Raw genomic sequence first — 12125 nt, 5'->3', positions numbered from 1 at the left:
GCGGGGAGGAGGGGGGCATCAGGACTCCGGCATGCCCCGAGGATACGTGGACGTCTGCCGGCGATCGCTCTTGACAACGCGTGAAGGCCTGTTCCAGCCCGCAATCACAAGGGTTGCCGGCCGCGCGGTTGTGCACAGCGCAAAACTGCGCAGGGGAAAACGCCGGTTTTTTGCCTTACCGCGCTTTGCTGCATTCGTGTTTCACGCTCAACAGACTGATTTTTCTGGAAAAAATCCACATGGCGCTTTTTTGACCAACCTGACTGACAGGCCTGATTCGCCGTGTTTGCGGCGTGAAGCATCGCGCTCATGCACAAACTTATCCACAATTTGTGTGGATAAGCGGAAAATCCGATATGTGACGAAGGTTTACATCCCATTTATCTACCGTGGCCGGAACAATGCCACGCAAACACCCCCTCGCCGCGGACGGGCCCGGCGGCCACTGCGTCGCCGGCCTTAGACTGGCGCGATGCCCGTTCCCGGCCCCGCCTCCAACGCATGCCTGCAGATCGCCCTGCCCGTGCCACTGCCGCGGCTGTTCGACTACCTGCCGCCGGCCGGCATGGCCGCGACCCCGGCGCTGGTCGGCCAGCGCGTGCGGGTGCCGTTCGGCAACCGCGAACTCGCCGGGGTGGTGGCGGCGGTGGGACCGGCCGAGGCCGGGATCGAGCTGCGCCGCGCCCTGGCCCTGCCCGACACCAAGCCGCTGTTTTCCGGCGAACTGCTCGATTCGCTGCGCTGGCTGGGCCGCTATACCCACGCCCCGCCCGGCGAACTGTTCGCCACCGCCCTGCCCGCCACGCTGCGCGGCGGCGAGCCACTGCCCGACACCCATGCCTGGGCCTGGGTCCTGACCGAAGCCGGCGCCACCGCGCTGCCCGGCCTGCGCACGGGCAGCCGCACCCGACGCCTGGCCGAGCGGCTGGCCGCCGGAGCGGTGGACGAGGAGCGGCTGGAACTGGAACTCGACACCTGGCGCGACGCGGCACGCGCGCTGGCCAAGCGCGGCCATGCCGAACGCATCGCGGTCCCGGCCGCGGCGATCGCGCCGGCGCCGCGGCCCGGGCCGGTGCCCAATCCCGAGCAGCAGGCGGCGATCGCCGCGATCGCCGCGGCCAGCGGCTTCGCCCCGGTCCTGCTCGAAGGCGTGACCGGCAGCGGCAAAACCGAGGTCTACCTGCACGCCATCGCCGACTGCCTGGCGCGCGGGCGCCAGGCGCTGGTGCTGGTGCCGGAGATCGGCCTGACCCCGCAGACCCTGGCCCGCTTCCGCGCGCGCCTGGGCGTGCCGGTGCACGCGCTGCACTCGGGCCTGGCCGACGGTGCGCGCGCCCGGGTCTGGGCCGCGGCCTGGCGCGGCGAAGCGCGCGTCATCGTCGGCACGCGCTCGGCGGTGTTCACGCCGCTGCCCGATGCCGGGCTGATCGTGGTCGACGAGGAGCACGACGCCAGCTACAAGCAGCAGGACGGGATCCGCTACCACGCCCGCGACTTCGCCCTGGTCCGCGCCAAGGCGCTGGGCGTGCCGGTGCTGCTGGGCAGCGCCACGCCGTCGCTGGAGACGCTGCACAACGCCCAGGCCGGGCGCTACGCGCACCTGCGCCTGCGCCACCGCGCCGGCGCGGCGAAGCCTCCGGCAGTGCGCATAGTCGACGTGCGCAAGCGCCCGCTGCAGGCCGGGCTGGCGCCGGAAACGCTGCAGGCGATCGAAGCGGCGCTGCGCGACGGCGGCCAGGTGCTGGTGTTCAAGAACCGCCGCGGCTACGCGCCGGTGCTGCTGTGCCACGACTGCGGCTGGAGCGCGCACTGCCCGCGCTGCAGCACGCCGCTGCAGGGCACGCCGATGACCGTGCACGCCGGTGGCGGCCGCCTGCTGTGCCACCACTGCGGCCACCGCCAGGCGCGGCCGCAGGCGTGCCCCGACTGCGCCAGCCTGGCGCTGCAGCCGCAGGGCGTGGGCACCGAGCGGCTGGAGGAACTGCTGGCCGAGCGCTTCGCTGACTGGCCGGTGCTGCGCATCGACCGCGGCACCACCGCCCGCCGCGACGGCCTGGCCAAACTGCTCGAAGAACTCGGCGAGCGGCCCGGCATCCTGGTCGGCACCCAGATCCTGGCCAAGGGCCACGACCTGCCCAACCTCACCCGGGTGGTCGTGGTCGGCGTCGACGAAGGCCTGTTCTCCTCCGACTTCCGCGCCGGCGAGAAGCTGGCCCAGCAGCTGATCCAGGTCGCCGGCCGCGCCGGCCGCGCGCAGCGCGCCGGCGAGGTGTGGGGGCAGCCCCACCATCCGGAACACCGCCTGCTGCACGACCTGATCGGCGGCGGCTACGAAACCTTCGCCCGCGACGAACTGGTCCAGCGCGAAGCCGCCGGCTTCCCGCCATTCGCGCACCTGGCGCTGCTGCGTGCCGAAGCGCAGCAGGCCGACGCCGCCGGCGCGTTCCTGCGCGCGGCGCGCGATGTGTTGGGCGAGGCGGCAGCCGCCGCCGGTCCGGCCGCGCCGCTGGTTGAACTGCTCGGCCCGGTCACCGCGCCGATGCCGCGCCGCGCCGGGATGTACCGCATGCAGCTGCTGCTGTCGTCCTCGAGCCGGCCGGCGCTGCATGCGCGGCTGGATGCGGCGCTGCCGGCGATATACGCGCTGCCCGAAGCCCGCCGTGCGCGCTGGTCGCTGGACGTGGATCCGCTGGACCTTTACTGAAGCCCCCCACAGGGCATGACAAGCACGCGTGGCGCTGCGATCCTCTGCGCTCCTGTCCCCGCAACCGTCGCCGTGGCCACCGTCGTCCTGCTGTTCGACCTGATGGGTACCTTCGTCTTCGCGCTCAGCGGCGGCACCCTGGCCGTGCGCCATCGCCTGGACCTGTTCGGCGTGCTGGTGCTGTCGTGCGCGGCGGCGGTGTCCGGCGGCCTGGCGCGCGACGTGCTGATCGACGCCACCCCGCCGGCGGCGTTGGCCGACTGGCGCTACCTCGCCACCGCGATCGTGGCCGGGCTGGTGACCTTCTATCGCCACGAGGCGATCGAGCGGATGCGCAACCCGGTACAGGTGTTCGACGGCGCCGGGCTGGCGCTGTTCGCGGTGCTGGGCACCGACAAGGCGCTGGCGTTCGGCCTGTCGCCGTTCGCGGCGACCCTGCTGGGGATGCTGAGCGGCATCGGCGGCGGCATCGTCCGCGACCTGCTGGTGGTGCGCACGCCGGTGGTGCTGCAGGCCGAGCTGTACGCGGTGGCGGCACTGGCCGGCGGCAGCGTGGTCGCGCTGGCGTACATGGCCGGGCTGCCGATGGCCCCGGCGATGGTGCTCGGCGCGGTGCTCTGCTTCGGCCTGCGCTTCATGGCGATCCGCTACGGCTGGCACCTGCCTGTGGCGCGGCCGCCGGAAAGCGAATAGGCGGACCGCCGATGACACCCACCGACCCTGTGCTGCCCGGTCACGACGCCGCCACGCTGTTCGTCCATGTCCGCATCCTGATCGGGATGATCGTCGGCCTCGGCCTGACCCACCTGCTGCGCAACTTCGCCGACCTGATGGAACGGCCCGGGCGCCGCCGGGTGTACTGGGTGCACCTGGCCTGGTCGCTGTTCGTGTTCCTGTACGTGCTGCACTTCTGGTGGTGGGAGTTCCGCCTCGGCCATGTCGCGGCGTGGAACTTCAACGTCTACCTGTTCATCTCGCTGTACGCGCTGCTGCTGTACCTGCTGTGCGCCTTCAGCTTCTCCAGCAGCGCCGGCGAATATCCGGACTACCGCGAATACTTCTACGCGCGGCGGCACTGGTTCTTCGGCCTGCTCGCGCTGGTCTACGCGGTGGACTTCGTGGACACCTGGATCAAGGGCGCGGGCTACTTCCACGGCTTCGGCCGCGAGTACGTTGTGCGCAACCTCGTCCACATCGCCCTGTGCCTGGTGGCGATCGCCGTGCGCAGCCCGGCATTCCACGGCGTCTTCGTCGTGGCCGCGCTGGCCTACCAGGTGTCGTGGATCGTGCGCCAGTTCGAGCTCGCCTGAAGCCCGTCCGGCCGCGGCGCGGTCACGCCAGCAGCAGCGCCTTCATCTTCTTCATCGCGTTCGCCTCGATCTGGCGGATGCGTTCGGCGGAGACGCCGTATTCGTCGGCCAGCTCCTGCAGCGTGACCTTGCTGTCGGCGTCCAGCCAGCGGCGGGCGACGATGTCGCGCGAGCGCGCATCCAGGCTGGCCAGCCCTTCGCGCAGCAGCTGCAGCTGGTTTTCCTCGCTGTCGGCGCGCTCGTAGGCCTGCGAGGGATCCTCGTCCTGCGCCATCAGGTAGGCCGCCGGCGACGGCGGGGCGTGCTCGTTGTCCTCGTCGACGGGCGCGTCGAAGCCGATGTCGCGGCCGGAAAGGCGCGCTTCCATCTCCAGCACTTCGCGCTCGGAGACGTTGAGGTCCCGGGCCACCGCGCTGACCTCGGCCGCGTTCATCCAGCCCAGGCGGGTCTTGGCCTTGCGCAGGTTGAAGAACAGCTTGCGCTGGGCCTTGGTCGTGGCGACCTTGACGATGCGCCAGTTCTTGAGGATGAACTCGTGCATCTCCGCGCGGATCCAGTGCACGGCGAAGCTGACCAGGCGCACGCCCATGTCCGGGTCGAAGCGCTTGACCGCCTTCATCAGGCCGATGTTGCCCTCCTGCACCAGGTCGCCCAGCTGCAGGCCATAGCCGCTGTAGCCGCGGGCCACGTGGACCACGAAGCGCAGGTGCGAATGGACCAGCTCGCGCGCCGCGTCCAGGTCCTCGTCGTCGCGGAAGCGGCGGGCGAGGTCCTGTTCCTCGTCGACGGTGAGCACCGGGATCCGGTGCACCGCGCCGATGTAGGCCTCCAGCGACCCCAGCGGGCTGGGGACCGGCAGGTTGTTGGCGACAAGACTGGTGGAGCGGAGGGTCTGGGTCATGGCGTCCATCTTAGCAATCGGGGTATTGGACTGCTAACGCCGGGAATGGTTCCCTGCATTGCATCCCTGCAACGACTCAGATCTGGATGAGACGCCATTGAATCAATGGGTTGCACCCGATGACTGAACGTCGGCGCAGCGCACCCGGCGAGGATGCGCTGCCGCCCGCCAAAGGGTTGTGAGGCCATGATGGCGGCTTTCAAGGGCCGGCGGGCCCCTCAGTGCCGCAGCTCCGGCAGGTCGAACACCAGCACCTCGGCGTCCTGCCCGGCCTCGATCCGGACCTCCGGCTCGTCGCGGTACATCAGCGCATCACCGGCCGACAGGGCCTGGCCGTTGACCGTGGCCCGGCCGCGGACCAGGTGCACGTAGGCCAGCCGGCCCGGGGCCAGCGCCAGGCGGGCCTGCTCGTCGCCGTCGAACAGCCCGGCGTACATCCGCGCATCCTGGTGGATGCTGACCGAACCCTCGGCGCCGTCGCGGCTGACCACCAGGCGCAGGCGGCCGCGCTTCTCGGCCTCGTCATAGCGCTTCTGCTCGTAGCCCGGGGTGATCCCGGCGCGCTCGGGCAGGATCCAGATCTGCAGGAAATGGGTGGTGCCCTCGCGGTCGTAGTTGAACTCCGAGTGGGTCACCCCGGTGCCGGCGCTCATCCGCTGCACTTCGCCGGGCTGGATGCTCTCGATATTGCCCATCGAGTCCTTGTGCCCCAGCGCGCCCTGCAGCACGTAGCTGATGATCTCCATGTCGCGGTGACCGTGGGTGCCGAAGCCCTGGCCGGCGGCGACCCGGTCCTCGTTGATCACCCGCAGCGGGCCCCAGTGCATGTGCTCCGGGTCGTGGTAGCCGGCGAAGGAAAAGCTGTGCCAGGAATCGAGCCAGCCGTGGTTGGCATGGCCGCGCTCGGCGGCCGGTCGCAGGGTGATCATGGGCTGCTCCTCTCATGGGTTTGCCGGCCGGGCCGGCGGTCTGGTGCAAAGGATGATTACATCCAGCGGTGAAATAAACCCGTGAAACAGAGTCTTATTGTTCTACTATTGTGACATCTGCCCATACACAGCCAGAACTGTGCGGGCAACGCGGCCAATCGCCGCTCAACCCGCGGCGAGCATGGCCTCGACCTCGGCCCGCGGCGGCAGCGACCAGTCCACCGGCGCCTGCCCGCGCCGGGCCAGGTATTCGTTGGCCGCGGCGAAGTGCCCGCAGCCGAAGAACCCGCGGTACGCCGACAGCGGCGAGGGATGCGGCGCCTTCAGCACCCGGTGACGGCGCGGATCGATCACCTTGCCCTTGGCCTGGGCGTAGCTGCCCCAGAGCAGGAACACCAACCCCTCGCGCTCGCGCGCCAGGGTCTCGATGGCGTGGTCGGTGAAACCCTCCCAGCCCTTGCCCTGGTGCGCGCCGGCGCGGCCCTCCTCCACGGTCAGCACCGCATTGAGCAGGAGCACGCCGCGCCGGGCCCAGGGCAGCAGGCAGCCATGGTCCGGCCGCGGCAGGCCCAGTTCCTGGCCGATCTCTTTGAAGATGTTGTCCAGCGACGGCGGCACCGGCACCCCCGGCAGCACCGAGAAGCACAGCCCGTGCGCCTGGCCGGGGCCGTGGTACGGGTCCTGGCCCAGCACCACCACCTTCACCTCGTCGAAGGGCGTGGCGTCGAACGCGGCGAAGATCCGCGGCCCCGGCGGGTACACCCGCGCCCCGGCCGCCGCGCGCTGGCGCAGGAAGCCGCCCAGCGCCTGCATCTCCGGGCGCAGCAGCCAGTCGCCGATGCGCGCCTTCCACGACGGCTCCAGGCGGATGCGGTCCGCGTCCGCGGCCATGGCCGCGGCGCTCAGTTCGACCGCGCGCCGTCCAGCCGCGCCACGCGCAGCTGGAACAGCACCTTGGTCACCAGCAGGCGCTCCTCGATCGGCTTCTGCACCAGGTCGTTGGCGCCGGCCCTGAGCAGTTCGGACTGGTTGTGCGCGTTGCCGTCGCCGGTCATCACCAGCACCGGCAGGCGGCGCTTGCCGTAGGCGAAGTCGATCCGGATCCGCTCGACCACGTCGCGCCCGCTCAGCTCGCCCTTCAGGGTCACGTCGGTAAGCACCAGGTCGATACGGTCGGTGAGCCGGCCCAGCGACTCGGCGGTGAGCAGGCTGAAGGCCTCCTCGGCGGTGAGCACGTGGATCACCTTGAGCTGCTGGCGTTCGAGCATGCGCCGGGTCGCCTCGGCCACCACCCGGCTGTCCTCGACGTAGAGCACGGTGGCGCCCACGATCGGCTGCGGCTGCACGTAGCCGCGGATGAACTCGGCCAGCGCGTCGTGGCCCAGCGACTTGTCGAAGTAGTCGGTGACGAATTCGGTGAAGCGGCGCTCGACCAGGTGCTGCTGGGCATCGCCGGAGACCACGATCACCGGCACGTAGGCCTGGCCGGCGGCCTCGCGCACGCTGCGCGCCAGCTCCAGACCGTCGCCGTCGGGCAGCGACAGCGCGGTGGTGACCAGGTCGACCGCGCCGGCTTCCAGCGCCGCGCGTGCCTCGGCGATGCTGGCGCAGCCCACGACCTGCACGCCCGGCAGCTCGCGTTCGAGCACGTCGGCGATCAGCTTGCGCACCAGGCGCGAACCGTCGGCGACCATCACCCGTGGCGCGTCGCTGATCAGGTGCTTGAGTTCTTGCGCGGCCATCAGGTCTCCGTGGGCCGGGTCTGGCGCAGGAAGTGGCCGGTCACCGCCCAGGCGCCCAGCCACCCCAGCAGGACGGTCGCCACCAATACCATCGACGAGTGCAGCGCATCCAGACCCTTGAGCGAGAACTGGCTCGCATAGCTGGCGCTGAGCGCGGCCAGCGGCTCGCGCAGGGCCATGCCGGCGGCGGCGATCAGGCCCAGCGCCAGCAGGCCGGCGCCGAACCCGTACCAGGCGCCCAGGTACAGGAACGGACGGCGGATGAAGCCGTCGCTGGCGCCCAGCAACTGCAGCACGCCGATCTCCTCGCGCCGCGACTGGATGTCCAGGCGCACCGTGTTGCCGACCACCAGCAGCGCGCCCAGGCCCAGCAGCACCGCCAGCACCTGGACCGCGCGCTGTCCGAAGCCCAGCCAGGCGTCCAGGCGCTGGCGCCAGACCGCGTCGTGCTGGACCAGGTCGGCCTGCGGCAGCGCTTCCAGCGCCGCGGCCAGGCGCCCGTCGCCGCCGGCATCCGCGCCGCCGGGCACGACCACCAGCAGGGTCGGCAGCGGGTTGTCGCCCAGCGCGTCGATCGCCTCGCCCAGGCCGCTGCCCTCGCGGAAGCCGGCCAGCGCCTGCTCGGGCGTGCGCAGCTCCACCGCGGCCACGTCGCCGCGCGCGCGCAGGGTGCCGGCGAGCTTTTCCGCCGCCGCGGCGTCGACGTCCATGCGCAGGAACAGGTTGATCTCGCGCGACTGCTGCACGCTGCCGGCGAAATGGCGCAGGTTGTCCATCACGATCGACAACCCCAGCGGCAGCGCCAGCGCCAGGCCCATCACAGCGATGGTCAGCAGCGTGGCCCACGGCTTGCGCAGCGCGCGGCCGAGGCTGAAGGCCAGGCCGTGCAGGTGCTGGTCGAACCATACGCGCAGGCGCGAGGGACCGCCGGCGGCGCGGGCGTTCTTCGACGTGCCGGCGTCGTTCGTACCGCCGCTCTTCGTACCGGCGTTCATTCGGCCAGGTCCTGCGGCGAGATGTCGTCGACCAGGCGGCCGTGGTCGAGCACCAGCACGCGCCTGCGCATGCGCCGCAGCAGCGGCAGGTCGTGGCTGACCACCAGCACGCTGGTGCCGCGCTCGGGCAGGCCCGCGAACAGTTCCATGATCTCGGCGGCCAGGGTCGGGTCGAGGTTGCCGGTGGGTTCGTCGGCCACCAGCAGGCGCGGCTCGGCGATGATCGCCCGGGCAATCCCCACGCGCTGCTGCTCGCCGGCCGACAGCTGGGTCGGCAGCGCCTTCTCGCGGTGGCCCAGGCCCATGCGCTCGAGCACCGAGCGCACCCGCTTGCCGATCTCGGCGCGGCGGGGGCCGCGCCGGATCAGCGGCAGGGCCACGTTCTCGCCGATGGTGCGGTCGGTGAGCAGGCGGTGGTCCTGGTAGACCACGCCGACCTCGCGCCGGTGCAGCGGCACCTTGCCGCCGCGCACGCGCTGCAGGTTGCGCTCGCCGAACACCACCGCCCCGCGGCTGGGCCGCTCGGACAGGTGGATCAGCTTGAGCAGGGTGCTCTTGCCGGCGCCGGAATGGCCGGTGACGAACAGCATCTCGCCGTCGGCGACGTCGAAGCTGACGTCGACCAGCGCCTGGTGGCCGCCGGGATACTGTTTGCTGACGTTCTCGAATCGCAGCACGCTCATGCCGCGATTATGCCGGGGCTGGCGGGGCTGGCGACAGCCGTGTGCGCCGACCGCGTTTCGTGGAGCCGGGCTTGCCCGGCTGCGATGCGCGTCGGCGGGCCGCCAAGCGGCGCCGTCAGCCGCCGACCAGCGAACGCAGCTTGCGGCCGATGCGGCCGATGCGGCCGAGGAACGAATCCTTCCCCGCCGCCGGCAGCGGTGCCTGGTGGGTGGCCGGCACCTGCGACGGCGCCACGTCCTTGCCATGGGCCTGCGCCGGCGCGGCGGTGCCGTCGACCGGCTTGCCATGGCGACGACGACGACGCTTGCGCGGCGCGCGCTCGCCTTCGGCGGCCGGCGTGCCCGGGCGGCCTTCGGCCTGGCGCTGGCCCTCGCCACGCGGCGGACGCGGGCCACGGGGCGGGCGACCGCCTTCGGTGCCACCCGCGGCACCCTGCTCGCCGGCAACAGTGGCGCCGGCATCAGCCGTGGCCGCCTTGTCCGCAGCCGCGCCGTCAGCCGCGTCGGCCGGCTTGCGCCGCGGACGGCGCTCGCCATCGCGACGCTCGCCGCCACCGCTGCGGCCACCGCGACCGCCGGGGCCGCCGCGCGAACGGCCACCGCCCCGGCGCTCCTCGTCGGAGGCGCGCTGCTCGCGCGCCTCGCGGAAGATCTCGCCGATGCTTTCCTCTTCCTCGTCCTCGCCAGCCGCCGGCTTCGGCCGCTCGGGCCGCGGCAATGCCTTCAGCAGCTCGGCGGTGACCGGCTCGGACGGGATCTTCTGCTCGATGTAGGCCTCGATGTCCGGCAGGCCCATCGCGTAGCGCTCGCAGGCGAAGCTGATCGCGTCACCTTCGGCGCCAAGACGGGCCGTCCGGCCGATGCGGTGGACGTAGTCCTCGGCGTCGAACGGCAGGTCGTAGTTGTAGACGTGGGACACGCCGTCGATGTGCAGGCCGCGCGCAGCCACGTCGGTGGCCACCAGGATCTCCAGCTGGCCGGCCTGGAACTTGCGCAGCAGCGTCTCGCGCTTCTTCTGCGGCACGTCGCCGGACAGCACGCCGACGCGGTAGCCGGCGCGTTCAAGCGACCGCGCCACCCGCTCCACGAACGCCTTGGTGTTGACGAACACCATCGTCCGCGCGCCCTCGCTGCGCGAGAGCAGGCCGATCAGCAGCGGCAGCTTCTCCTCGTCGGACGGGTAGTACAGCTTCTGGCGCACGCGCGCGGCGGTGATCGATTCGGTCTCCACCACGAGCTTCTCCGGCTCGTTCATGTGCTCGTAGGCCAGCTCCAGCACGCGGTGGCTGAGGGTGGCCGAGAACAGCAGGGTCTGGCGCTCGGTGCGGATCGGCATGCGCCGCAGCAGGAAGCGGATGTCCTTGATGAAGCCCAGGTCGAACATGCGGTCGGCCTCGTCGAGCACGCAGACCTCGCAGGCGTGCAGCGAGACCACCCGGTGCTGCTTGACGTAGTCGATCAGGCGGCCGGGGGTGGCGATGATCACGTCCACGCCCTTCTGCAGCAGCTCGCGCTGCTTGTCGTAGTCGACGCCGCCGTAGACCAGGGCGAAGCGCAGGCCCAGGTCCGAGCCGAACTTCACCGCGTCCTTGTGGATCTGGATCGCCAGTTCGCGGGTGGGCGCCAGGATCAGCGCGCGCGGATCCTCGGGCTTGCGCTCGGCCAGTGCCGGGCGGGTCAGCAGGCGGTTCATCACCGCGACCAGGAAGGCCAGGGTCTTGCCGGTGCCGGTCTGCGCCTGGCCGGCGACGTCGCCACCGGGCAGCGCGACCGGCAGGGTCAGCGCCTGGATCGGCGTGCAGCGGGTGAAGCCGGCGGCTTCCAGTCCGGCGAGCAGCGCCGGGTGCAGGTCGAACGAGGAAAAAGCTACATCGGTCAGCGGTTTGTCGCTCATCATCCAGTCTTCAATAAAAGTGCCCCTGACGCAGCGTTGCGTTGCAGGCGGCTTGCAGAGGTTTCCGGCGCGCCGCACACTGCGGGCGTCGTCGGATCGCGCGGCCGTCGGGGGGCGGTAGCCCCTTGACTTCTCCGCGAAACGCCCCAGTTTACCCCAAAGGCGCCTGCCGCCCCGCCGGCCGGTGCCGGCTATCCACGGAGACATATAAGTGAACGACAAGGTGATGCACGTCGGCGATGCCGATTTCGACAGCGCCGTGCTGCAGTCCCAGGAGCCGGTCCTGGTCGATTTCTGGGCCGAATGGTGCGGCCCCTGCAAGATGATCTCGCCGATCGTCGACGAGCTGGCCGACGCCTACGACGGCCGGATGAAGGTGGCCAAGGTCAACATCGACCAGAACCGCGCCACCGCGATCCGCTACCACGTACGTTCGATCCCGATGCTGCTGCTGTTCAAGGACGGCCAGATCCAGGCCACCCAGGTCGGCGCGGTCGGCAAGGGCCAGCTGACCCAGATGATCGACAAGACCCTCGCCTGAGGGTCGCCCGCCATCCGGCCGACGCGGCCGGGCACGGGCCGGAGTGAATGGCGCCCCCCCCGGGACGGCGGGGTCCGCCAAGCCTGAACCGATGCCACGCCCCGCTTGCCGGGGCAGGCGGCGCGGTGTTAGTGTCGCCGAAACCGGCCACTCAATCGTGGCTGCGTTCCGTCCGGGGTTACCGCCGGACCACCCATCCCACCAGGATCCCAACGCCCGTACCGGGCGCTCGCACCTACCAGCGAGGAATCGCACTCTTGTCCGAGAACACCCTGCCTGAAGCGCCCGGGAGCGATGACGCACCCGCCGAGAAGCGTGCGCGCAAGCGCGTGAGCAAGCCGGCCGACGCCGGCGCCAGCGAGGCGGCCGCACCCGCGGCGCCCGCCGCTCCGGCCCAGCCGCCACCCCAGGCGCAGGCCCCCGCCC

Annotated in this window: 12 protein-coding genes; 4 read left to right on the top strand and 8 right to left on the bottom strand. The window is 71.3% G+C overall.

Going from position 1 to position 12125, the window contains the following annotated elements; translation table 11 throughout:
• Positions 1–104 precede the first annotated feature (104 nt).
• Positions 105–311, bottom strand: coding sequence for a hypothetical protein (locus CSC64_RS13265; RefSeq protein WP_162435807.1), 207 nt, complete (start codon positions 309–311; stop codon positions 105–107).
• Between the two features lie 161 nt (positions 312–472).
• Here CSC64_RS13265 and CSC64_RS13260 point away from each other — a divergent pair, with 161 nt between their 5' ends.
• From CSC64_RS13260 to CSC64_RS13250, 3 genes are all read left to right on the top strand, one after another.
• Positions 473–2704, top strand: coding sequence for a primosomal protein N' (locus CSC64_RS13260; protein WP_162435806.1), 2232 nt, complete (start codon positions 473–475; stop codon positions 2702–2704).
• Positions 2705–2776: 72 nt separating this feature from the next.
• Positions 2777–3397 (top strand): trimeric intracellular cation channel family protein, encoded by a 621-nt coding sequence (locus tag CSC64_RS13255; RefSeq protein ID WP_162435805.1) that lies wholly within the window; start codon positions 2777–2779, stop codon positions 3395–3397.
• An 11-nt stretch (positions 3398–3408) separates the two neighbouring features.
• Entirely contained in the window at positions 3409–4014 is a 606-nt protein-coding gene (locus CSC64_RS13250) for a hypothetical protein (RefSeq protein WP_162435804.1), read from the top strand.
• A gap of 22 nt (positions 4015–4036) precedes the next feature.
• Here the strand turns inward: CSC64_RS13250 and rpoH are convergent, their stop codons facing one another.
• From rpoH to rhlB, 7 genes are all read right to left on the bottom strand, one after another.
• A complete protein-coding gene (gene rpoH, locus CSC64_RS13245; protein WP_162435803.1) occupies positions 4037–4915 on the bottom strand; it encodes an RNA polymerase sigma factor RpoH in 879 nt (292 codons plus the stop codon).
• Between the two features lie 218 nt (positions 4916–5133).
• Positions 5134–5844, bottom strand: a complete 711-nt coding sequence (locus tag CSC64_RS13240; RefSeq protein ID WP_162435802.1) for a pirin family protein — start codon at positions 5842–5844, stop codon at positions 5134–5136.
• Between the two features lie 165 nt (positions 5845–6009).
• A complete protein-coding gene (gene ung, locus CSC64_RS13235) occupies positions 6010–6735 on the bottom strand; it encodes a uracil-DNA glycosylase (protein WP_162435801.1) in 726 nt (241 codons plus the stop codon).
• An 11-nt stretch (positions 6736–6746) separates the two neighbouring features.
• On the bottom strand, positions 6747–7586 hold the full coding sequence (locus CSC64_RS13230) for a response regulator (protein ID WP_162435800.1): 840 nt from the start codon (positions 7584–7586) through the stop codon (positions 6747–6749).
• On the bottom strand, positions 7586–8581 hold the full coding sequence (gene ftsX / locus CSC64_RS13225; RefSeq protein WP_162435799.1) for a permease-like cell division protein FtsX: 996 nt from the start codon (positions 8579–8581) through the stop codon (positions 7586–7588). The genes CSC64_RS13230 and ftsX overlap by 1 nt, the downstream gene beginning before the upstream one ends.
• Positions 8578–9264: a cell division ATP-binding protein FtsE gene (gene ftsE / locus CSC64_RS13220; RefSeq protein ID WP_162435798.1), complete on the bottom strand. Its 687-nt coding sequence runs from the start codon at positions 9262–9264 to the stop codon at positions 8578–8580. The genes ftsX and ftsE overlap by 4 nt, the downstream gene beginning before the upstream one ends.
• A 115-nt stretch (positions 9265–9379) precedes the next feature.
• A complete protein-coding gene (rhlB, locus tag CSC64_RS13215) occupies positions 9380–11158 on the bottom strand; it encodes an ATP-dependent RNA helicase RhlB (RefSeq protein WP_162435797.1) in 1779 nt (592 codons plus the stop codon).
• A gap of 211 nt (positions 11159–11369) precedes the next feature.
• Here rhlB and trxA point away from each other — a divergent pair, with 211 nt between their 5' ends.
• Entirely contained in the window at positions 11370–11699 is a 330-nt protein-coding gene (trxA, locus tag CSC64_RS13210; RefSeq protein ID WP_162435796.1) for a thioredoxin TrxA, read from the top strand.
• The last annotated feature ends 426 nt before the right edge of the window (positions 11700–12125 follow it).

It is taken from the genome of Pseudoxanthomonas koreensis (genome assembly GCF_010093225.1).
In the GTDB taxonomy this organism is placed as follows: domain Bacteria; phylum Pseudomonadota; class Gammaproteobacteria; order Xanthomonadales; family Xanthomonadaceae; genus Pseudoxanthomonas; species Pseudoxanthomonas koreensis.
This window is presented reverse-complemented; position numbering and strand designations above follow the sequence as displayed.